Raw genomic sequence first — 21,993 nt, 5'->3', positions numbered from 1 at the left:
GATCGACCTGAGCCGCGAGTAATTTGAGTCGATGTGATCTCCTTTCCCCGTCAGCTACACGTCGGGGCCGGCGCTATCGACGATGTTGCCGACGTGTTGGGCGCTCTCGACCTGCATCGCCCGCTGTTGGTGACCGACTCCTTCCTGACGGGCACCGGGGCCGCGCAACGAGTGCTCGACTCGCTGCGGCGGGCCGGAATGTCGGCCGCGCTCTTCGATCGCACCGTCCCGGATCCCACGACCGCCTCGCTGCAGGATGGTCTTGCCGCGTTGCGTGAACACCATGCCGATTGCGTCATAGGTTTCGGTGGCGGCAGTCCGATGGATTCCGCGAAGGCGCTCGCGGTGCTGGCGTACCAGGACGGTCCGATGCGCAGATTCAAGGCACCGAACAACTACGCGGGACCGGCCCTGCCCGTCATAGCTATTCCGACCACAGCCGGAAGTGGTTCGGAAGCAACGCAATTCACGGTGATCAGTGACAGCGACACGCACGAGAAGATGCTGTGTCCGGGTGTGTCGTTTCTCCCGGTGGCCGCGATCGTCGACTTCGAACTGACGCTGTCGATGCCCCCGCGGCTGACCGCTGACACCGGCATCGATGCGCTCACTCACGCGGTGGAGGCGTACGTCAGCCGCAAGGCCAATCCGATCAGCGATGGCCTGGCCCTGTCCGCGATCCGGCTCATCGCCGGCAACCTCGAGCGGGTCTACCGCGACGGTGCCGATACCCGGGCCCGCGAAGCCATGATGCTCGCGTCCACCCAGGCCGGGATGGCCTTCTCCAACTCCAGCGTCGCGCTGGTGCATGGGATGAGCCGTCCGATCGGCGCGCACTTCCAGGTGGCCCACGGGTTGTCGAATGCGATGCTGTTCCCGGCTGTCACCGAGTTCTCGGTCGGCGGCGCCGAGGCGCGGTACGCCGAGTGCGCGCGGGCCTACGGTGCGGCAGCTGCCGACGCCGGCGACGGGGAAGCGGCCCGGGCCCTGGTCACGGCGCTGGCCGAGTTGTGCGCCGAGCTGGAAGTCCCGACACCACGGTCCTACGGCATCGACCGCGAGGCCTGGATGTCGTTGACGCCATTGATGGTCGACGAAGCCCTGGCCTCGGGTTCACCGGCCAACAACCCGATTGTCCCGACCGCCGAGCAGATCGAGGAAATCTACGCGCGCGTGTACGGCTGATGCGTCAACCGGACGCCGTCGGTCCAGGGGCCGACGCGGGTGGAAAAGCGGTTTGTTTGCATCACTCACCCTCGTCGTCGGAAGGTTCGGTCAGCTCGGAAGCATTTTCCCGCGTCGCCATCCCGCCCTCACGACCATGATCGGCCGGGCCGGGCGGCTCGTCCCTGGGCCGGTCGTGCCCGCTGGCGTCCGAGTCCCTGCCCATGCCCACTCCTATCTCCGAGCCACCTGTGCCAGCGCTGCCCGATGAGTTTCGTTGTGTTCCCGAGTCCATCTTGGTATGCGCTCATTGATCATCACGCAGAACGTGACCATAGACGGCTCGGTGGAGATGCTGGGGGATTGGTTCGATCCGCAGCTGCTGGACGACGAACTGACCGCCGAGATGCGCCGTCAGGACGAGACCGCCGATGCCCTGTTGCTGGGTCGGCAGACCTTCGAGGACTTCCGCAGCTATTGGCCACACCAGGCCGACGACGCCACCGGCGTGGCCGAGTACGTCAACAGCGTCACCAAGTACGTGGTGTCCTCGACGATCACCGAACCGGGCTGGGACAACTCGGTGATTGTGGCTGGCGATCCGGTGCAGGAGGTGCAGACCCTCAAAGCGGCACCCGGCGGCGATATCGTCGCCACCGGCAGCATAACCCTGTGCCACGCGTTGATCGCCGCGGATCTCGTCGACGAGTACCGCATGTTCGTCTACCCGTTCGTGCAGGGCTCCGGACGTCGATTGTTTCCCGACGGCACAACGCTTTCCGGCCTTCGCCCGGCCGCGGCGCCGATGACGTTTCCCAAGGGCGTCACGCTGGTCAGCTGGAAGGCGTGACGCTCAGCGCCACTTGATGCCGCAGCCGATCGAGGGACGCTGGTGGGCCTCGACGGCCCGCCCGGCCAGCACCGCGTCGACCGCAGCGCGCACATCGGCCGCCGTCACCGGCAGCCCGTTCTTCGGCCGGGAGTCGTCGAGCTGACCCCGATAGACCAGGCGACGCTCTCCGTCGAAGACGAAGGTGTCCGGCGTGCACGCGGCCGAGAAGGCGCGGGCAACGTCCTGGGTCTCGTCATAGAGGTACCGAAACGTCCAACCGTGACGGCGGGCCTCCTCGACCATCTGCTCGGGACCATCCTGGGGATAGCTGACGACGTCGTTGCTGGAGATCGCGGCCATCGCGACACCTTGCTCAGCCAGGTCGCGACCCAACTCCGCCAGCCCCGCCGCGACATGCTGCACGTACGGGCAGTGATTGCAGATGAACGTGACGACCAACGCCGGGCCGGTCAAATCGTCCAGGCTGACCGTCGCGCCCGTCGCCGGCTCGGGCAGCGAGAAACCAGGGGCGGGAGTGCCGAGGGCAAGCATTGCCGATTCGATGGCCATGACGGCCAGGCTATAGCGAAGACGGTGTTGACTCTGCGCGCAGGGCGTTGTCCACGAGCACTTCTGCGCCCCACGCACAGAGTGAACGGCTCGGGCTATCGGCGCACGATCCGGATGCGGATCGGACCGCGCCACGTTCCGCCGGGATCGAGCACCGCACCGCGCTGGGTGATCTGCACGACGCCCGATTTCGCCAACTCCCGAGCCAGTTCGCGGGCATCGTCCATCAAGTCGCGCCAGTTCTCGCCGCCGACGGCCCGGGCGGCATCGGACGGGCAGATGCTGCTGTCCGGACCGCGCGCCGCCGCCAAGTCGAGGATCGCCGATCTCAGTCGTGGCCCGTCGCTCGTCATCGGCCGATCCGGTCGGCAAGGGCGTCGCCGACCGCCACGGCGCCCATCGCGTTGGGGTGCAGGGGAGCCGCCAGGTGCGTGAGCACGAACCCTTCGAAATACCGATCGTCGGGCGCGGCGCACATGTCGTGGCCGACCGACACCGGCCGCGTGTCGAAGAACTCGATCCCCTTCCTGGTGGCCAACGACTGCTGCTGGTCGTCGATTTCGTCGACTTTGGCCTGAAAATAGTTGGCGTCCGTCGGATTGATCGGCTGCTGGGCAAAGCAACCGCCCGGCCGGATGTAGGTTCCATACCCGACGAGAACGATCCGCGCCCGCGGGGCTCGGGCCCGCACCGCGTCGATCATGGCTTCCCACAACGGAACCTGGCGCCGGATCGCCGCACTGAATCGATCCGACCCGCCGCCGGCCAGGGCGTCGAAACAGGGCGGCTCGGTCAGCGAACTCCGGCGGCACTGCGCTGCGCTGCTCGCCAGGCCGACGTCGTTGCCGCCGATGGTGATGGTGATCAGCTCGGTGTCGCCGGTCACGGCGTCGATCTGCGCCGGTACGGCGCCCCCGCTGGTGTGCTGCGCCCGGACGGTGATGTCGGCGGTGGTGGCCCCGCTGCAGGTGACGTCGGTGAAATGGGTCGCGCCCAGGTGCCGGGCCAACACCGCCGGATAGTTGTTGGTCGATTTGAAGCAGCCGGGCGGACCGGCGGGATCGGGGACCAGCGGCGCCGCGGCCGCCGAGTCGCCGAGCGCGAGGTATTTGACGTTGTTGACCTGCAAGCTCGCGCTGGCAGGCCTAGAGCCGCGGTGCGGCGCCGTCGCACACACCGCCGCCACCGTCAAGGCCAGCACGGCCGCACCGCCACCCGTCCAGCGCTTGTTACCCCTCATCTCCCCAATCAGGGTAGCGAGGCCGGAAAAGCGCTGCTGATTACGACTTGCTGTTGCGTTCCACCCACTGGCTGAGCGCATCCTCGAGCGCTGAGGAGGCACTGACGCCGGCGGCCTTCGCGGCCTGTTCGAAGCGCTCGACCAGATCGGTCGGGACCGTGGCGCTCACCTTGGAGCGTTCCGACTTCGGCTTCGCCGGCTGGTCGACCTGTACGTGTTTGGCGGCTGTCGCGTCCATCGTTTCGCGGAGCGCCGGGATTTCGCGCAGCAGGCGGTCGAGGTCATCCCGCTCGATGCGCAGCACTTCGGCGGGGCCGATCGTCGTCACCGTCGCAGAACGCAGCTTTCCCCGGCGCAGCGCAGATTCGCCGATGACCTCGCCCGGACCCACCACGGCGACCCGGTCCTGGCCGACATACACGCCCACCTCGCCGCTGAGCAGGATGAAGCACGCGTCCGACGGGGTCTGCTCCCGGATCAGGGGCCACGGCACGGACTGCGACGTGTGGTGGGCGGTCCCCACCAGGCGCTCCAACTCGTCGTCCGAGAATTTCTCGAACGCGGGGAACTCGCGCAGCCGGCGGGCGTCCTGCTTGATCCGACGGGCTTCTTCCTCGTGCTCTTTCGCATCCACCTTCATGGGGGACTCCTGATCCGCGATATGAACCCTGACATCGAGGAGCCTACGTCGAAGATGCCGTGGTTCGGCAGGGGTCAGTGGGCTCAGTCCGGCGGGGTCGGGGTCATCGACCCGATGAAGTAGGTCTCGTGCCCGGTCGGGTACCCGCCGCCGTTGGTGGCGATGTGCACGTGGTCGTAGTGGTTGGCGGTTTCGTTGCCGAGGTCGGCCGTCCAGCTGCCGGTGCGGATGCCCATGTAGATCTTCTGCCGCCAGATCACGTGGTCGATGCCCCACCGCTTGGCGTTGGCCAGCGCCAAGCCGGCTATCTGGTTGCCCAGCGCGATGCCATCGGGACTGCCGTGGTCGGGGATCATCACGTCGATCGCCAGCCCACTGGGATGCCACCGCAGCGCGTCCTGTCGGTACCCGCCGATGGTGGTGATCTCGGGGAACAGCACGCCGATGGCGCGCGCTGCCCAGATGGTCTTGATCTGCAGGCCGCCCTCGGGGGCGACACTGGGCGGCAGTGCGACCTGGAAGTCCTGGGCGACGGCGGGCGCGTTGCCGGCCAGCAGGGCCGCTTCTTCGGCACTGGCGGTCTGTGGCGCACCCTGGGCGGGCGCGGTGGGTTTGCTGGTCGGGGCGGCGGCCGAGGTCTGCTGCGCGTCGGCGCAACACGGCGACTTCGGTGTGGTCTGCTGGGCGTAGATCATGCCGGCGGCGACGATGAGCGAGGCCACAATGGCCAGCCCTCGACCCCAGCCGTTGCCTGACCTGCGCGTCCCCACCCAGTGCACTTTAGTGTCGGATGGGACGCATGGGACAGATCTTGGTGATCTTGTTATGTCCGGCCGGGCAATTTCATCACCAGGCGCACCACCGGCAACAGCGCTTTCTGCCACAGCGGCGACGGCAGCCCGAACGGCGGATCGAGGTTGAACACCCGCGCGGTCGCAACGGTCTGCGATTCGGTGTACTTCAGCAGGCCTTCGGCGGCGTGCCGGCGGCCGACGCCGGATATACCCATCCCGCCCATCGGCGCGCTCAGACTGCCCCACGCGAACGCGTAACCCTCATTGACGTTCACCGTCCCCGAGCGCAACCGGGTGGCGATCTGTTCGCCTTCGGCCGACGACGCGGCCCACACGCTGGCGTTCAGCCCGTACTCGGTGTCGTTGGCTTTCTCCACGGCTTCGTCCACGTCGGCAACCGGATAGATGGAGACCAACGGCCCGAACGTCTCGTTGGCCGCGCACTCCATCTCAGGTGTCACGTCTGTCAGCACGGTGGGCTCGTAGAACAGCGGCCCGATGTCGGGGCGGGCCTTACCGCCCGCAATCACGGTGGCGCCCTTACTCGTCGCGTCCTCGACGTGGTCGGAGACGGTCTTGAGTTGACCCTCGGAGATCAGGCTGCCCATTTCGACGGAGAAGTCGTAGTCGGTGCCCAGCTTCATCTTGCGCACGGCGTCACCGAACTTGCGGGTGAACTCGTCGGCGATGTCCTTCTCGACGTAGATCCGCTCGATGGAGATGCACAGCTGGCCAGCATTGGAGAAACACGCCCGGATAGCGGCCTTGGCGGCCTTGTCCAGGTTGGCGCCGCGGGTCACGATCATCGCGTTCTTGCCACCCAGTTCGGCCGAGAACCCGATCAGGCGACGGCCGGCCTGCTCGGCGAGATGACTGCCCGTCTGCGAGGAGCCGGTGAACATCAGGTAGTCGCAGTTCTCGGTGATCGCGGTGCCCACCACCGAACCCGGGCCGGGCACGATCGCGTACAACGCCCGGGGCAGCCCCGCCTTGTACAGCAACTCGGCGCACGCCAGGGCGCAGTACGGGGTTTGGCTGTCCGGCTTGAGGACCACCGCGTTACCCGCCAGCAACGCCGGCACCGAGTCCGACGCGGTCAGCGTCATCGGGTAGTTCCACGGCGAGATCACCCCGACCACGCCCTTGGGCTGATAGCTGACCGTCGTCTTGCCGATCGCCGGCAGCAGCGGTTGCACCTTCCGCGGCTTGAGCAGGTCCGCGGCGACCCGCACGTAGTAGTTGGCGTTGGCCATCAGGTCGACGATCTCCTCCTGCGCCGCCCACCGCGCCTTGCCCGCCTCAGCCTGCAGCAGGTCCATCAGGAACTCGCGGTTCTCGATCACCAGGTCGCGGTAGCGGCGGATGATCTCGATGCGCTCGTCGACCGGACGTTTCGCCCACTGCGACTGAGCCGCGCGTGCTTGCTCGAACGCCGACTCGACGTCGTCAGCCGTGCCGATCGGGATGGTGGTCAGCGCCTTGCCGGTGAAGACCTCGTCGATCGTCTTGGTCGGACGGTCGTCGACGTCTTTGATTGCGGCGAGCTGACGCAGCCGGTCGAAGACCTCAGCTGATGGTGCAGGCATGGCGTGACCTCTCAGGAACACAGGCAGTTGTCTGTAAACCCTATAGCCGCTTTGCCGACCGTTATGCGTCGCAATCCGCGCATTTGCGGACGTCACAACACAGGCTCAGCGAGCGGACAGCTGCCGCGCGATCTCGCCGTAGCGTTCGAACCGTTCGGTGTCGCTGAGGGCGTTGTACAGCACGATCCGCGTGGCGATGCCGTCGTACTTCGCAACCAGGGCCTCGGCCAACCCGTCCCAGGTCGACTCGGTGGCGAAGACCGCGATGTGTTCGTCGGTGATCTCCGACGCCATCCCCTGGAAGTCACCGGCCTTCTGCCTGGCCCGCAACCGCGCGGTGGTGCCTTCGAATCCGGCCTCGTCCAGGATGAACGCGTAGTTCGGTGTGCTGGCGTAGAAGCTGATGCTGGTGCGGACGAGTTCGCGCTCCCGGCGACGCTCCTCCTCAGTGTCGCCGACGATCGTCATCACCGGGACGATCACCGCCACGTCCGACGAGGAGCGGCCCGCCCGCGCGGCCCCTGCGGCGACGTTCGGCACCAGATGGCGCGCGAGATACCCGGGTTCGCCGAGCGGGTGCGCATGAACGCCGTCGGCCACCTCGCCGGCCATCCGCAGCATCCAGGGGTTCACCGCGGCCACGTCGACCTTGGGGTCGGGGGCGTCGATAGGACCCGCACTCCACTGCGGGGTGATGAAGTCGAGGTCGTAGAACTCGCCGTGGTAGTCCAGCGTGCCGGTCCGGAACGCGGCGAAACACGCCTGCACCGCTCGCACGTAGTCCCGCAACCGGGGGCCGGGCCGTTCGAACTCGGCGCCGTAGCGCCGGACCACGTGCGTGCGCACCTGGGTGCCCAAACCGAGCCGGAACCTCCCGCCGGTCGCCTCTTGCAGTTCCCACGCCGTCGCCGCAGTGACGAACGGGCTGCGTGGGAAGGCGACTGCGACACCCGTCGACAAGTCCAGGCCGGGGGCGGCCTGGGCCGCGACCGCGGCGTTGAGATAGGCGGTGCGTCCGGTTTCGGTGAACAGCAGCCCGCTGAATCCCGCCGCCGCGGTGCGCCGGGCCACCTCACCGATGTCATTCAGCGGCCGCGGAATCGTCATCGCATCCACCTGCACGGTCGAACCGTACATCGGTCGCCGGACACGCAGGATCGTGCCCGCTCTGCGCGCGTTGAATTGGCCCGTTAAGGTCGAAAAGGTGTGTGGAGCCACCGGAGAGGTGCGACTCGACGGCCGGGTGCCCGATGTAGCCGCGGTTGCGCGAATGGCCGACGTGATGGCACCGCGCGGGCCGGACGGGGCGGGCGTCTGGTCCCAGGGCCGAGTCGCGCTGGGCCATCGTCGCCTCAAGATCATCGACCTGACCGAAGCCGGCGCCCAGCCGATGGTGGACGCCGAGCTGGGCCTGACCATCGCCTGGAACGGCTGCATCTACAACTACAAAGAACTGCGCCACGAGCTCGAGGGCCACGGTTACCGGTTCTTCTCGCACAGCGACACCGAGGTTCTGATCAAGGCCTACCACCGCTGGGGCGACGACTTCGTCACGCACCTGCACGGGATGTTCGCCTTCGCGATCGCCGAACGTGACAGCGGCCGAGTGCTGCTGGGCCGCGACCGGCTCGGCATCAAACCGCTGTACCTGACCGAGGACAGTCACCGCATCCGGTTTGCTTCGGCGCTGCCCGCGCTGCTGGCCGGGGGCGGTGTGGACACCCGCATCGACCAGGTCGCACTGCATCACTACATGACGTTTCACTCGGTGGTGCCCGCGCCGCTCACGATCCTGCGGGGGGTGCGCAAGATCCCGCCGGGTTCGCTGCTGGCGATCGAACCGGACGGCAGGCGCACGGCTACCACCTACTGGACCCCTGACTTCACCCGGCAGGACGAGCACTCCGACTGGTCGGAAACCGACTGGGAGGACGCCGTGCTGTCGGCGCTGCGCACCGCGGTCAAACGACGACTCGTCGCCGACGTCGCGGTCGGCTGCCTGCTCTCCGGCGGGGTCGACTCCAGCCTGATCGTGGGGCTGCTCGCCGAGGCGGGCCAGCATGGGCTCGCGACGTTCTCCATCGGGTTCGAGTCGGTGGGTGGTGTCGAGGGCGACGAGTTCCGGTACTCCGACATCATCGCCGAGCGTTTCGGCACCGATCATCACCAGATCCGCATCGGAACCGACCGGATGCTGCCCGCACTCGACGACGCGATCGGTGCGATGAGCGAACCGATGGTCAGCCACGACTGTGTCGCTTTCTACCTGCTCAGTCAGGAAGTGTCGCGACACGTCAAAGTCGTCCAGTCCGGGCAGGGCGCCGACGAGGTGTTCGCCGGCTATCACTGGTATCCGCCGATGGGTACGCAGTCCGCCGCCAGCCTGGCCGGGTCGGTCGCGGCCTACCGGACCGCCTTCTTCGACCGCGACGTGGCCGGTCTCCAGGCTCTGGTGGCCCCGGAGAATGTCGCGGCCGACGATCCCAGCGAACGGTTCGTCACCGAGCATTTCGCGCGCGCCAACGCCGAAACCGGAATCGACCGTGCGCTACGGCTCGACACGACCGTCATGCTGGTCGACGACCCGGTCAAGCGGGTGGACAACATGACGATGGCCTGGGGGTTGGAAGGGCGGGTGCCCTTCCTGGACCACGAACTGGTCGAGCTCGCCGCGACCTGCCCCCCGGAACTCAAGATTGCCCACGAAGGCAAAGGCGTGCTCAAACAAGCCGCCCGCCGGGTGATCCCCGCCGAGGTCATCGACCGACCCAAGGGATATTTCCCGGTGCCCGCCCTGACCCATCTGGAGGGCCCGTACCTGGACATGGTCCGCGACGCGCTCTACGCGCCGGTCGCCAAGGAGCGCGGGTTGTTCCGTTCCGAAGCGGTCGAGGCGCTGCTGGCCGACCCCAACCGCAGGCTCACCCCGCTGCGCGGCAACGAGCTCTGGCAGATCGCCCTGCTGGAGATGTGGCTACAGAAGCACGGTGTGACGGGGACCGCGGCATGACGGTCATCGACCCGTCGGAAAACCACCCCGAGGCGATCACGCTCGCGCTGCACAATGCGTCACCACCCGAGTTCGCCGAAGTGATGGCTCATAATGTGGAGCTCGAATTAGGTTGGGGCCGACTGATTTTCGGTCAGACCTTCAGCGACGCCGACACCCTGGCCGAAACTCTGCGACGGGAAGCGCCCGGCCGGCGCGACATCTGCATCTATGCGCGCGAGTCCCACGTGGTGGTCGCCAAAGCACCGGCCGAACTGTTCATCGACCCCAGCCACACCTACCGCCTGCGTTTTGCGGGACGGGCAGCACCCGAAGAACCACCGACGCCGCCCACCTACGTCACGGTGCGCACCCTGCAGGACGTGGGGGACGCCGACGCGATGAATCGCGTCTACGTGCGGTGCGGAATGGTCTCGGCGCCGGTCGAAACGATCTGGCAGAACCACCTGGAAGTGGAAGCGGTGACCTATCTGCTCGCCGTGCGCAACGAGGACGGTGCCGTGGTAGGCACCGTCACCGGCGTCGACCACGAAGTGCTGTTCGCTGACCCCGAACGCGGATCGAGCCTGTGGTGCCTGGCGGTGGATCCCGCCGCCGGGCTACCGGGGCTGGGCGGGGCACTCACCCGGGCGCTGGCCGAGCACTTCCGCACCAAGGGTCGCGCCTACATGGATCTGTCTGTCGCACACGACAATTCCGCCGCCACCGCGCTGTACGAGAAACTGGGTTTCCGCCGGGTCCCGGTGCTGGCGATCAAGCGCAAGAACGCGATCAACGAACCGCTGTTCACGCCGCCCCCGGAAACGATCGACGATCTCAATCCGTATGCCCGGATCATCGCCGACGAGGCCATGCGCCGCGGTATCTGGGTCGAGGTGCTCGACGCCGAGACCGGCGAGATCCGGCTCACCCACGGCGGCCGCAGCATCGTCACCAGGGAATCACTGTCCGAATTCACCTCGGCGGTCGCGATGTGCCGGTGCGACGACAAGCGGCTGACCCGCCGCCTGGTGGCCGATGTCGGCATCACGGTGCCACGCGCACGCCTAGCGACCTTCGACGACGCCGACTACGCGTTCCTGACCGAGGTGGGCGAAGTCGTCGTCAAACCCACCCGTGGCGAGCAGGGCAAAGGCATCACCGTCGGCATCACCGCCGAACACGGACCGGGCGAGCTCGCCGCCGCGCTGGCGCGCGCCCGCGAGCAGTGCCCAGAGGTGTTGATCGAGCGGCGGGTGGAGGGCAATGACCTTCGGCTGGTCGTGATCGACGGCCGGGTCGTGGCGGCGGCGCTGCGTATGCCGCCCGAAGTGATCGGCACCGGCGATCACACCATCCGGGACCTGATCGGGGCCGAGAGTCGGCGTCGCTCGGCGTCCACCGGCGGGGAGTCGCGCATCCCGCTCGACGACGTGACCGAGGCCACCGTCGCCGAATACGGCTGGTCGCTCGACGATGTGTTGCCCGAAGGCACCCGACTGCGGGTCCGGCACACGGCGAACCTGCACCAGGGCGGGACGATCCACGATGTGACGGCACAGGTGAACCCGGAATTGTGCCGCGTGGCGATAGCCGCGGCCGAGGCGATCGGCATCCCGGTGACCGGCATCGACCTGCTGGTGCCGGACGTCGCCGGCGAGGACTATTACTTCATCGAGGCCAACGAGCGTCCGGGGCTGGCCAACCACGAACCGCAGCCAACGGCCGCGGCATTCGTCGACTTCCTGTTCCCGGGTCGACCGGGCCAGCCGCCGGCCTGGACTCCGGAGGAATCACCGGCGGTCTCCAACGAGTGAGCCCGGGCGGGTGGCCCCGGCGGTGTTGTCGAGCGGACGTTCGTCGACAGCGGGGGGTCAGCCGGCGGCAGGACCGAACTGGAAGCGGCGGCCGGTGACGACCTCCGGGATCACCCGGACATAGTGCGACTTGTCCGATCCCGTCCACGGTAGTACCTGCGCCCGGTCCGCTTCCTCGATCTGTTCGTCGCCGCGCACCGAGCGGGCGACGCCCCGGACGATCACGCTCCAACCCTGTGCGACGTCATGGTCGTCGACCTCGAACACCACCTGATTGTTCATTGCGGTACTGACCAGCTTGGTACCGCCTGCGGTCCGGAACAGAATCGTCTTGCGTTGCACCGCATAGTTCACCGGGAAGATCTCGGCCCGGCCGTCCACGACCGTGACCAGACGGCCTAATGTCAAGCCCGCCAACAGATCCCAGCATTCTCCTGCCGACAGGATGGTGGCACCGGTGTGTTCGTCCAGACGTGTCATACCGACGAGGTTACTCAGCGTGACCGCATCGGCGCGGGTGCCGAAAGTCCTTTTCTGCCGGGACCTAAGCCGTGTCGGCCAACTGACCGCTGCATCCCTGCCCCGGTGACGTCCGCGCCGTGACCAGAACAGCAGTGTGCCCCCCACGAGAATGGCCACACCCGCGGCCACCGAGGTGACGGGCAGCGCGAAGGCGACGAGCACACAGCCGATCAATCCCGCCACCGGAATGATCCTCGGCGGCCGTCCTTGGTCAGGCCGCAAGGTCATCGCCGACGCGTTGGCTATCGCGTAGTAGACCAGGACGGCGAACGAGGAGAACCCGATAGCACCGCGCAGGTCAGTCGTTGCCGCCAGTGTTGCCGCCACTATTCCCACCGCGACCGCCGCCCGATTGGGGACCCCGAAGCGCGGATGCACCGCCGCCAGTTGTGGTGGCACGTGACTGTCCCGCGCCATCGCCAGCATCGTGCGGGAGACCCCCATCAGCAGCGTCAGCAGGGCACCGAATGCACCTACCACCGCGCCGGTTTCCACGATCGGCGCCAACCCCGGATGACCCGCCGTCTGCACTGCCGCGGTCAACGGTCTCGACGTGGCGGCAAGCCTGTTGGGCCCCAACACCTTCAGTACAGCGACGGCGACCCCGGCATAGACTGCCAGCGCCAGCGCGAGTGCGATCCGGATCGCACGTGGGATGGTGCGAGCCGGGTCGCGCACCTCCTCACCCAGCGTCGCGATGCGCGCGTAGCCGGCGAACGCGAAGAACAACAGTCCGGCGGACTGCAGGACACCACTCGGTGAAATGTCTTCTGTTACACCGAAATTGGTGACATCACCCGCTTCGGTGACGGTCGCCGAAACGACTACCACGGTGAGCACCAGCAAGATCGCCACCACGATGCCGCGGGTCAGCCACATGGACTTCTGCACGCCGAGATAGTTGGCCACGGTCGCACCCGTCACCGCCAGAACTGCGACCGCGTGCGCGTGCTCCGGCCACCCATACCAGCCGACGGTGAGAGCCATGGCCGCGCAGGACGCGGTCTTGCCGACCACGAAACCCCATCCCGCCAGGAAGCCCCAGAACTCGCCCAACTGTTCGCGGCCGTAGACATAGGTGCCACCCGAAGCGGGGTGTACCGCTGCCAGCCGCGCCGACGAGGTCGCGTTGCAGTACGCCACCACCCCGGCAACCGCCAAACCGATCAACAACCCCTTTCCGGCAGCCCGCGCTGCCGGCGCCAGTGCGGCGAAGATCCCGGCCCCGATCATCGAACCGAGACCGATCATCGCTGCGTCGCCGACACCCAGACTCCGGCGTAAAGCGCCGTCGTTGGCCTTCACCGTCGGGTCAGTCCACCGCGGCAAGCAGGTCCTGGAAAGCCTGTTCCATGCATTCGGCGTACCGGGCCGGGTCGGGCAGCGCGTCACGATCGGCGGTGGCGCTGATGGACAGCGTGCCGTCATAGCTAGCCACCACGTGACACAGGTTCAAACCCCCGATCAGTGGGCCAAGGCCTGCGGCGCGCAGCAGCCGGGCACCGTGGAAGAAGATCGGCACGGTGGGTCCCGGCACGTTGGTGACGGTCGTGTTGGCGACGGTCGGACCGGAGAAGGGCAGCACGCTGGCGGCTTTCGCGGTCACTCCGAGCAGTGCTGTCGGCAGGGTCGCCACCAGCTCGAGCACCTGTGTCCGGGTCGACTGCTCGGACTCCGTACGACTCTGCGCGGTAGCCTCGGCGATGCTCGCGAGTCGTTCCAGCGGATCGGCGATGTCGGTCCCGAGTGTCTGCAGCCGGCCGAACAACATGTTTCCGTTGCTGCCGCTGTCAGCCGCGTCGCGCAGCGAGATCGGGCACGCCGCGACCAGCGATGCCTCGGGAAGCTCGCCATGCCCGTCCAGATACTCCCGCAGCGCACCACCGACGTACGCCAGCGCCACGTCGTTGACCGTGGCACCGGGCACGCGCGCTTTGATCCGCTTGAAATCAGCCAGCTCATGGAACCGCGCCTCGAACACCCGATGCGGCGAAACCGCTTGATTGAAGCGGGTTTTGGGGGGAAACGTCGGCCTGCTGCCGTCAGAAACCAGTCCGCCGAACACCTTGCCGGGCAAGCCGATCAGACCCCGCACCAACTTCGGCGCATTCGACACCAACACTCTGCCGGCCCGCGCCGGGTACAACGCCCCGTTGAGCGCGGTGCGCGAGACGAGGTCGGCGGTCGACGGCAGCGACGCCGGCCGCCAGGGGCGTTCCGGGGCCGGGGGACGGGCGGCGTCGGCGGCCAGGTCGTGCAACGCCGCGATCATCTGCACACTGGCCATGCCGTCGACCGCGCAGTGGTGCAATTTCAGCGCCATGGCGAAGGAGCCCTTCGGCACCCCCGGCACGGCATTGAGTCCTTCGATGACGGTGATCTCCCACGGCGGGCGGCGTAGATCGATCTGCCGGGCGTGCAGTCTGGCCACCTGGATGCAGAGCTGTCGCCAGTCGCCGGGCTGCGGCAGACCGATGTGGCGGACGTGGTATTCCAGGTCGAAGTTCGGGTCGTCGACCCAGTACGGCATGTGCAGGCCGCCCGGGAGTTCGGTCAGCCGACGTCGGAAGACATCGGCCAGATGCAGGCGGGCGTCGAGTTCCTCCAGAATCCCTTTGAAGGTGACTTTGCCGCCGGGGGCCGTGGACGGGTCGTAGATCAGCAGCATCTGAATCTGCAGCGGTGTCGCCGGCCCCTCGGCCCGCAACATCATGTCGTCGCTCCAACTCAACTGCTGCATAGAGATCCCCCTTCAGGGCACAGCGTAGGCCCTGACCCTCGCGACCGCCGCAGTGTGACGTCTCACGTTCGCAATCAACGCTGCCTCAGCGTTGACTCGGGCGTAACAGGATTGCCATCGAAGGTTCCTACGGTGGGTCGGTCTAGCGTCCGTCGAATCCTCGCGGACCCCTTCGTGACAAAGGAACTCCATTGAGCGGAAACGCGGTCCGCCTGCAGGCGATCAACAACGTCGAGGCCTATATCCCTCCGGCGATCAGCTTCGTAGCAGGTGAGGCCCCTGGTGAGATATTCGGCGCCAATGTCTTCACCAAGGCGGAGATGCAGGCGCGACTGCCCAAGTCGGTGTACAAGTCCATCGTCGCAACCATCGAGAAGGGTGCCAAGCTCGACCCGGCCGTGGCCGATGCGGTCGCGGTAGCCATGAAGGACTGGGCACTGGAGAAGGGCGCCACCCACTACGCGCACGTGTTCTACCCGATGACCGGGTTGACGGCCGAAAAACACGACAGTTTTCTCGAGCCGATCTCCGATGGGCAGACCCTTGCCGAGTTCGCCGGGAAGACCCTCATCCAGGGCGAACCGGATGCTTCGAGCTTCCCGTCCGGCGGGCTGCGCAGCACCTTCGAGGCCCGCGGCTACACCGGCTGGGACGTCACCAGCCCGGCGTACATCCTGGAGAACCCGAACGGCAATACGCTGTGTATCCCAACGGTTTTCGTATCGATGACGGGGGAGGCGCTGGACTATAAGACGCCACTGCTGCGCAGCCAGCAGGCGATGGGGGTGCACGCCGAGCGCATCCTGGCGTTGTTCGGCCACCAGGGCCACAACAAGGTCGTCTCGTTCTGCGGGCCCGAACAGGAGTATTTCCTGATCGATCGGCACTTCTTCCTGGCCAGGCCGGACCTGATCAATGCCGGCCGTACGGTGTTCGGCGCCAAGCCGCCCAAGGGTCAGGAGTTCGACGACCACTACTTCGGTGCGGTGCCCGAGCGGGTGCTGGGCTTCATGATGGACACCGAGCGGGAGCTGTTCAAACTCGGCATCCCGGCCAAGACCCGGCACAACGAAGTCGCTCCCGGTCAGTTCGAGGTGGCGCCGATGTTCGAGCGGGCCAACATCGCTTCCGACCACCAGCAACTGCTGATGACGATCTTCAAGACCATCGCCAAGAAGCACGGCATGGAATGTCTGTTCCACGAGAAGCCGTTCGCCGGTGTCAACGGCTCCGGCAAGCACGTCAATTTCTCGGTGGGCAACTCCGAGTTGGGCTCGCTGCTGGTTCCCGGTGACACTCCGCACGAGAACGCGCAGTTCCTGGTGTTCTGTGCCGCGGTGATCCGCGCCGTCCACAAATTCGCCGGACTGCTTCGGGTGTCGGTGGCCTCGGCCACCAACGACCACCGGTTGGGTGCCAACGAGGCGCCGCCGGCGATCATTTCGATCTTCCTCGGTGAGCAGCTCGCCGACGTCTTCGAGCAGATCGCCAAGGGCGCGGCCACCTCGTCGAAAGGCAAGGGCACCATGATCATCGGTGTCGACACGCTGCCCCCGTTGCCGACGGATGCCGGTGACCGCAACCGCACCAGCCCGTTCGCGTTCACGGGCAACCGGTTCGAATTCCGGGCGCCCGGTTCCGGGCAGACCGTCGCGGTGCCCATGATCATCCTCAACACGATCATGGCCGACTCGTTCGACTACCTGGCCACCATCCTGGAAGAGGCTGTCGCCGCCGGGGAGGACTTCGATACGGCAGTGCAGAAGCTGCTCACCGACGTCATCACCGAACACGGTGCGGTGGTGTTCAACGGCGACGGCTACTCGGAGAACTGGCAGATCGAGGCGGCCGAGCGCGGTCTACCCAACCTCAAGACCACGCTGGACGCCATCCCGGAGCTGATCAAGCCGGAAGCGGTGGCGGTCTTCGAGAAGTACGGCGTGTTCACCGAGCGCGAACTGCACAGCCGGTACGAGGTGCGGTTGGAGCAGTACGCGCTGACCATCGGCGTCGAGGCGAAGCTGGCGCTGGAGATGGGCACCACGGTCATCCTGCCGGCCGCGGTGCGCTACCAGACCGAACTCGCGCAGAACGTCGCGACCTTGAAGGCGGCCGGTATGGAGCCCAGTATGGCTGCACTGCAGGATGTTTCGGCTCCAATTGTGGATCTCACCGCGGCGCTGGCGACGCTGAAGTCGGCGCTGTCCGACCACTCGGCCACGTCAGCACTCGACGAGGCCGCGCACGCCCAGAGAGAACTGCTGCCGGCCATGGAGGCGGTGCGGACCGCTGCCGACACCCTGGAAAGCGTTGTGGCCGACGACTTGTGGCCCCTGCCCACCTACCAGGAGATGCTGTACATCCTGTGATGAACGTCGTCGGGTGTGGGGGCCGCCCGCAACCGCGGACCTGGTGATTCGCGTCCCCCACGCCCGGCGACCCGGGCGGGCTCAGTCCGCGCGCGGTTCCCCGTCGCCGAGTTCGGTGGTCCACGTACTCGGCATCATCGGCACGGTCGGGGCATCGCTGAACGGGTCGCCTGCGATGGTGGTCAGCCCGGCAGCGTCGCGAATTCTGGATTTCGTTGCGGTACCGGTGAATCCGAGCGGGCCGGCGCCGCTGGTGGATGCCGGGAACTCGTCGAGCGGGGGTTGGTCCGGTGACCAGTCCGGGGTGTCGTCCAGCGTCAGGTACTCGTCGCGATAACCGCGGTTCTTGACGTCGGCGCGGCGTCGGCGGCGAGCTTTGGCTTGCGCGGCCGCGGCCGCCGATGCGGCACTGGCCGCCGAGATGCCTGACGCCGGTGCCCCGGCGGTGGCCTTGTTGTGCAGGGCGGGGCCCAGCGTGGGACCAGGCCCGGGGCCACCGACCAGGTAAGCGAAGCTCTGCAAGCCCGCCGCCGGGGGAGCGGGAGCGGTGCTGGCCGCCGGGGTCTGTGCCGGCAGGCTGCTCGGTGCCGGAACCGCACCCGCGGTGGTGACGGTCGGTGCGATGCTGGCGACGGGCAACACGCGTTCTTCGACAGGCACCGCGGGCGCCTCGGCGATCAGGGCGGCGGGGGCCTCGGCGACCACCGAGATCGTGGACAGCGCCAGCGCCAGCGGAATCACCCCGAACGGCGCCGCTGCGGCAGCATACATGGGTGTCCCCAGCACCCCGAAAGTTGCCGCGTAGGCGAAGACGTAGAAGAGCGGTAGCCAGGTGACGGCCGCTTCGGCCGGGTTGGCGGCGAAATCGGTGATCAGCTGTACTACGGTGCCGAACGGGTCGGAGACCAGCCCTTTCAGTGCCCGGTACATGCTGGTGAAGTGCTCTGACCCGGCCAGCAACTCTTCGATGGGGTCGGTGGGGGGCGTGGTCGCCGGTTCGGCGGGTGCCGCTTCGGCGGCGAGGATCTGCGGGGCCTGCTCCGTCGGAGCCACCGCTGTGAGCGCGGATGACGACACCGCCTCGTACACACTCATGGTGGTGGCGGCCTGAATCCACATCCGCACGTAGTCCGCTTCGTTCACCGCGATCGGGATCGTGTTGATGCCGAAGAAGTTCGTCGCGACCAGGACCCCGTGCAGCACATGGTTAGCTGCCAGTTCGGTAAGCGTCGGCATCGCCGCCAGCGCTCCGGAGTAGGCCGCCGCAACCACCTCGTGCTGCGCGGCGGCACCGGCGCTGTTGGCGCTCATCTGGGTCAGCCAGGCCAGATAGGGCACGTGGGCGGCGGCGTACTGCGCGGCGGTCGGACCTGCCCAGGCGCCGCCCTGCACCGCACTCAGCACTGCGGACAATTCTGCGGCCACCCCGGCGTACTCGGCGCTGAGGGAATTCAATGCCGCGGCCGCCGCCAGCAGCGTTGCGGGACCCGGGCCGCTACTCAACAGGGTCGAGTGAACTTCGGGGGGCGCACCCATCCAGGCGATCACCGCGCCCCGCCTCGGAGCGGTTCTGCTACGGAAGTGGCGAAATGGTGCGTCATCGGTACGTATCCAGGAAGCAGCGTCCTGAGCTCCTCAACTTAAGTTTGGCTACCCTTAGCTTATTGCACGTGAGTATTGCATACCCTGCGCACACCGAGGTCAGTTCTGGGCGCGTTCTTATGTTGTCTTCGCCACGTCGGCAACTCGTAAGGCCGCAGCGACGGTCAACTGCGCCCACCGCACGCCGCAACCATTAGCCTTAGCCCTGGCAGACCGCCGTGTAGCCGTATCCGCCAGCGGTAATCGCCGCAGGTGCAAGCGCGCTTCCGGATCGTTGCGCGGGAGTCGGGTGAGGAGTCGGCAATGGACGACGCGACCGAGGGTTCGCGGGAGGGCACCCGGTTCGGGCCGTATCTGTTGCGGCGGTTGGTGGGTCGCGGCGGCATGGGCGATGTCTATGAGGCCGAGGACACCGTCAAGGAACGGATCGTGGCGCTCAAGCTAATGTCCCAGACGCTGTCGAAGGACCCCGTCTTCCGGCAGCGCATGCAGCGCGAGGCGCGCACCGCGGGACGTTTACAGGAACCCCACGTGGTGCCGATTCACGACTACGGCGAGATCGACGGTCAGCTTTACGTCGACATGCGCCTCATCGACGGCGCTGACCTGGCCGCCATCCTCAAGCGGTACGGCCCACTGACGCCGCCGCGCGCGGTCGCCGTGGTGCGCCAGATCGGTTCGGCGCTCGACGCCGCGCACGCGGCAGGGATCACCCACCGCGACGTGAAGCCGGAGAACATTCTCATCAGCGGCGACGATTTCGCGTACCTCGTCGATTTCGGTATCGCCAGTGCGACCACGGACGAGAGGCTGACTCAGCTGGGTAGCACCGTGGGAACCCTCTACTACATGGCTCCGGAGCGGTTCGGCGAGACCGAAGTGACGTACCGCGCCGACATCTACGCGCTGGCCTGTGTACTGCACGAGTGCCTGGTCGGGTCCCCGCCCTACCGGGGTGACCAGCTCAGTGTGATGGGCGCCCACCTCAACCAGCCTGTCCCGCGACCCAGCGTCGCCCGGCCCGGCGTGCCGGCCGGCTTCGACCCGGTGATCGCCCGAGGCATGGCCAAGGACCCGGCAGATCGTTACCCCACCTGCGGCGACTTGTCGGCTGCCGCGTACGCCGCGCTCGCCACCACCGACCAGGACCGGGCGGCCACCATTTTGCAACGCAGTCAGGTGGCCCAGGTGCCGCCCGCGTTCACCGGGCCACCGCACAGCGGCTTCCCGCCCCCGGCGATACCGGCCGGGCATCCGCCGCAAACGATGTGGCCCCCACCGCAGGGTTTCGGTTCGCCCCCGGCGCCGAGCGGACCGGTGCCGGGACAGTGGGGCACCCACAGCTGGGGAGGTGCTCCCGCGGGAACCGGCGGCGGACCACCGTGGGGCCCACCACCGGCGCGACCGAAGGGGTTGCTGCGCAAACCCTGGTTGTGGGCGGGGCTTGCCATCGCTGTGATCGTGGCGATCGTGGGTGGCGTGATCATCGGGTTCAGCGGGTCGAAGCGGTCCTTGGCACCGAGCGCCGAACCGCCCACTCCGGCGGTGGATCCGAGCAGTGTTCAGCTCAACGTGCTCAACGACGGCGTGTTCATCGGCAGCTCAACCGCAACCACGACGATCGACATTTTCAACGAACCGATCTGCCCGCCGTGCGGCGCGTTCATCCGGTCCTATGCCGCGGACATCGACAGCGCGGTCGCCGATAAGAAGCTCGCGGTGCGGTACCACCTGCTCAACTTCCTCGACCAGCAGTCGCATACCAAGAACTATTCGACCCGTGCGATCGCAGCCTCGTATTGTGTTGCGGCGCAGAATGATCCGAAGGTTTACACCAACTTCTACACCGCCATCTTCGGCAGTGACTTCCAGCCGCAGGAAGGCGCGTTGTCCGACCGCACCGACATCGAGTTGGCGAATCTGGCGCAAACCGGAGGTGCCAACACGACCACCACCGGTTGCATCCGGTCCCGCTCGAACTTGACGACCGGCCAGACCAAGGCCGACAACGCCGCCACCAGCCTGGCGGGCTTCCATGCCACCGGCACCCCATTCGTGTGGGACGGCAACGGCGGTGTGGACCTGCAGAACCCGAATTGGCTGACGAAGCTGATCGGTTGACCGCCCCGCCGCGGTCGTAGAGTGAAGTCTTGCGCTCGATGCGTCGCCCACCACTGCGAGGACCGATGACTGACCGGATTGAAACCAATCGCACCATCGCGGCTCCGGCGGCGGACATCTTCGCGGTGCTCTGCGACCCGCAGGGACACGTCGCGATCGACTCGTCAGGAATGCTGCAGGACGCCGACGGCGCCCCGGTGCAGGCTGTCGGCGACAGCTTCGTGATCCACATGGACCGCGAGTCGCTGAACGATTTCCCCCAGCTCGGTAAATACGACGTCACAGTCGAGATCACCGAATTCGAACCGGACCGGCTGATCGCCTGGACGGTGCTCGGCCAGATCAAACCGCAGATCGGCCACGTCTACGGTTACCGGCTGGCGCCGGCCGACTCCGGGGGCACCGTGGTCACGTCGTTCTACGACTGGTCCAACATCGGGCAGCAGTGGCGCGAGGCGGGCATCTTCCCGGTCATCTCCGAGGGTGCGCTGCGAGCCACGCTGGGCATTCTGGACCGAACCGTGCGCCGCGGTTACCCGGGCCGTAACTGATCTGCCGCAGTCGATGGCCGGGCCATCACCGAATCGGAGGCTGCCCAATCGGTCGACACCTTCCGGTGTTTGATCAGCCACGTGCCGTCCCGGGGGATCAGGATGTCGCGATAGCGGCCGAAATGGTCGAGACCGATGTGGGTCACCACGGTGAAGTACGACGCGACCTCGGCTCGCTGGGCCGCCAAGTCGATGAACAACACGTTGGTCAGGATGTGCCGGACGACGGGTTTGACGTCGGCGCCGGAGCTGCCGACGCCGCCGGCGACACCGCCGAGAAACGCGCTGATTTCCGCGCGCCCGCACAGCGGTTCCATGCCACGAATCTCGAGCACGCCGTCGGTGCAGAACGTTTGGGCCAGCGCCTCGACCCGTCCGGCGTCACCTGACCAGTTGTAGTTGGCCAGCGTGTCGCGAATCTGTTCGCGCGCAACGAGTTCCCACACTTCCACGGCG

The 21,993-nt window shown here is 67.1% G+C and carries 19 protein-coding genes and 1 pseudogene; 7 read left to right on the top strand and 13 right to left on the bottom strand.

Annotated features, from left to right (window positions below; all coding sequences use genetic code 11):
- The first annotated feature begins 33 nt into the window (after window positions 1-33).
- Complete coding sequence (locus AC5Y6Y_RS03355) at window positions 34-1,185, top strand: iron-containing alcohol dehydrogenase (protein WP_499918616.1); 1,152 nt, start codon at window positions 34-36, stop codon at window positions 1,183-1,185.
- A 61-nt stretch (window positions 1,186-1,246) separates the two neighbouring features.
- Here AC5Y6Y_RS03355 and AC5Y6Y_RS03350 read toward each other — a convergent pair whose 3' ends face one another.
- Window positions 1,247-1,390: a hypothetical protein gene (locus AC5Y6Y_RS03350; protein ID WP_499918617.1), complete on the bottom strand. Its 144-nt coding sequence runs from the start codon at window positions 1,388-1,390 to the stop codon at window positions 1,247-1,249.
- 75 nt (window positions 1,391-1,465) lie between these two features.
- On the opposite strand from AC5Y6Y_RS03350, the gene AC5Y6Y_RS03345 reads away from it, so the two are divergent.
- A complete protein-coding gene (locus AC5Y6Y_RS03345; RefSeq protein ID WP_499918619.1) occupies window positions 1,466-2,014 on the top strand; it encodes a dihydrofolate reductase family protein in 549 nt (182 codons plus the stop codon).
- Window positions 2,015-2,017: 3 nt separating this feature from the next.
- Here AC5Y6Y_RS03345 and AC5Y6Y_RS03340 read toward each other — a convergent pair whose 3' ends face one another.
- From AC5Y6Y_RS03340 to AC5Y6Y_RS03310, 7 genes are all read right to left on the bottom strand, one after another.
- The gene (locus AC5Y6Y_RS03340; protein ID WP_463825321.1) at window positions 2,018-2,566 is read right to left on the bottom strand and encodes a thioredoxin family protein; all 549 of its coding nucleotides are present in this window, start codon (window positions 2,564-2,566) and stop codon (window positions 2,018-2,020) included.
- 95 nt (window positions 2,567-2,661) lie between these two features.
- The gene (locus AC5Y6Y_RS03335) at window positions 2,662-2,919 is read right to left on the bottom strand and encodes a DUF3253 domain-containing protein (protein ID WP_499918620.1); all 258 of its coding nucleotides are present in this window, start codon (window positions 2,917-2,919) and stop codon (window positions 2,662-2,664) included.
- Window positions 2,916-3,806 (bottom strand): SGNH/GDSL hydrolase family protein, encoded by an 891-nt coding sequence (locus AC5Y6Y_RS03330; RefSeq protein ID WP_499918622.1) that lies wholly within the window; start codon window positions 3,804-3,806, stop codon window positions 2,916-2,918. Before AC5Y6Y_RS03330 ends, AC5Y6Y_RS03335 begins: the two co-directional genes overlap by 4 nt.
- Before the next feature lie 40 nt (window positions 3,807-3,846).
- On the bottom strand, window positions 3,847-4,446 hold the full coding sequence (locus AC5Y6Y_RS03325; RefSeq protein WP_463825324.1) for a cyclic nucleotide-binding domain-containing protein: 600 nt from the start codon (window positions 4,444-4,446) through the stop codon (window positions 3,847-3,849).
- An 83-nt stretch (window positions 4,447-4,529) separates the two neighbouring features.
- Window positions 4,530-5,225 (bottom strand): VldE C-terminal domain-containing protein, encoded by a 696-nt coding sequence (locus AC5Y6Y_RS03320; RefSeq protein ID WP_463825325.1) that lies wholly within the window; start codon window positions 5,223-5,225, stop codon window positions 4,530-4,532.
- A 44-nt stretch (window positions 5,226-5,269) separates the two neighbouring features.
- Complete coding sequence (locus AC5Y6Y_RS03315) at window positions 5,270-6,826, bottom strand: succinic semialdehyde dehydrogenase (protein WP_463825326.1); 1,557 nt, start codon at window positions 6,824-6,826, stop codon at window positions 5,270-5,272.
- A 105-nt stretch (window positions 6,827-6,931) separates the two neighbouring features.
- Window positions 6,932-7,948 (bottom strand): TIGR03617 family F420-dependent LLM class oxidoreductase, encoded by a 1,017-nt coding sequence (locus AC5Y6Y_RS03310; RefSeq protein WP_499918623.1) that lies wholly within the window; start codon window positions 7,946-7,948, stop codon window positions 6,932-6,934.
- Between the two features lie 82 nt (window positions 7,949-8,030).
- Between AC5Y6Y_RS03310 and AC5Y6Y_RS03305 the strand changes: the two genes are divergently transcribed.
- A complete protein-coding gene (locus AC5Y6Y_RS03305) occupies window positions 8,031-9,836 on the top strand; it encodes an N-acetylglutaminylglutamine amidotransferase (RefSeq protein ID WP_499918625.1) in 1,806 nt (601 codons plus the stop codon).
- Window positions 9,833-11,632, top strand: a complete 1,800-nt coding sequence (gene ngg / locus AC5Y6Y_RS03300) for an N-acetylglutaminylglutamine synthetase (RefSeq protein ID WP_463825329.1) — start codon at window positions 9,833-9,835, stop codon at window positions 11,630-11,632. The genes AC5Y6Y_RS03305 and ngg overlap by 4 nt, the downstream gene beginning before the upstream one ends.
- Window positions 11,633-11,689: 57 nt before the next feature.
- On the opposite strand, the gene AC5Y6Y_RS03295 is transcribed toward ngg, so the two are convergent.
- The 3 genes and pseudogenes from AC5Y6Y_RS03295 to AC5Y6Y_RS03285 form a co-directional block, all read right to left on the bottom strand.
- A complete protein-coding gene (locus AC5Y6Y_RS03295; protein ID WP_463825330.1) occupies window positions 11,690-12,112 on the bottom strand; it encodes a pyridoxamine 5'-phosphate oxidase family protein in 423 nt (140 codons plus the stop codon).
- A gap of 96 nt (window positions 12,113-12,208) precedes the next feature.
- Window positions 12,209-13,459, bottom strand: a pseudogene (locus tag AC5Y6Y_RS03290) (APC family permease); the annotation flags it as partial.
- Between the two features lie 7 nt (window positions 13,460-13,466).
- The gene (locus tag AC5Y6Y_RS03285; RefSeq protein ID WP_463825331.1) at window positions 13,467-14,894 is read right to left on the bottom strand and encodes a WS/DGAT/MGAT family O-acyltransferase; all 1,428 of its coding nucleotides are present in this window, start codon (window positions 14,892-14,894) and stop codon (window positions 13,467-13,469) included.
- A 191-nt stretch (window positions 14,895-15,085) separates the two neighbouring features.
- On the opposite strand from AC5Y6Y_RS03285, the gene AC5Y6Y_RS03280 reads away from it, so the two are divergent.
- The gene (locus tag AC5Y6Y_RS03280) at window positions 15,086-17,263 is read left to right on the top strand and encodes a glutamine synthetase III family protein (RefSeq protein WP_499918626.1); all 2,178 of its coding nucleotides are present in this window, start codon (window positions 15,086-15,088) and stop codon (window positions 17,261-17,263) included.
- Between the two features lie 81 nt (window positions 17,264-17,344).
- Here the strand turns inward: AC5Y6Y_RS03280 and AC5Y6Y_RS03275 are convergent, their stop codons facing one another.
- Window positions 17,345-18,799 (bottom strand): PPE family protein, encoded by a 1,455-nt coding sequence (locus AC5Y6Y_RS03275; protein ID WP_499918660.1) that lies wholly within the window; start codon window positions 18,797-18,799, stop codon window positions 17,345-17,347.
- Window positions 18,800-19,168: 369 nt separating this feature from the next.
- Here AC5Y6Y_RS03275 and AC5Y6Y_RS03270 point away from each other — a divergent pair, with 369 nt between their 5' ends.
- Together AC5Y6Y_RS03270 and AC5Y6Y_RS03265 are read left to right on the top strand one after the other, a co-directional pair.
- Window positions 19,169-20,986: a serine/threonine protein kinase PknE gene (locus AC5Y6Y_RS03270; RefSeq protein ID WP_499918628.1), complete on the top strand. Its 1,818-nt coding sequence runs from the start codon at window positions 19,169-19,171 to the stop codon at window positions 20,984-20,986.
- 65 nt (window positions 20,987-21,051) lie between these two features.
- Entirely contained in the window at window positions 21,052-21,537 is a 486-nt protein-coding gene (locus AC5Y6Y_RS03265; protein ID WP_463825334.1) for an SRPBCC family protein, read from the top strand.
- Here the strand turns inward: AC5Y6Y_RS03265 and AC5Y6Y_RS03260 are convergent.
- On the bottom strand, window positions 21,519-21,989 hold the full coding sequence (locus tag AC5Y6Y_RS03260) for a nuclear transport factor 2 family protein (RefSeq protein ID WP_463825335.1): 471 nt from the start codon (window positions 21,987-21,989) through the stop codon (window positions 21,519-21,521). The two genes, AC5Y6Y_RS03265 and AC5Y6Y_RS03260, sit on opposite strands and share 19 nt — an antisense overlap.
- Window positions 21,990-21,993: the final 4 nt, after the last annotated feature.

The sequence above is a fragment of the Mycobacterium sp. NGS24 genome (assembly GCF_059813065.1).
The sequence above is the reverse complement of the archived record's forward strand: the minus strand, read 5'-3'. Positions and strand labels throughout refer to the sequence as shown.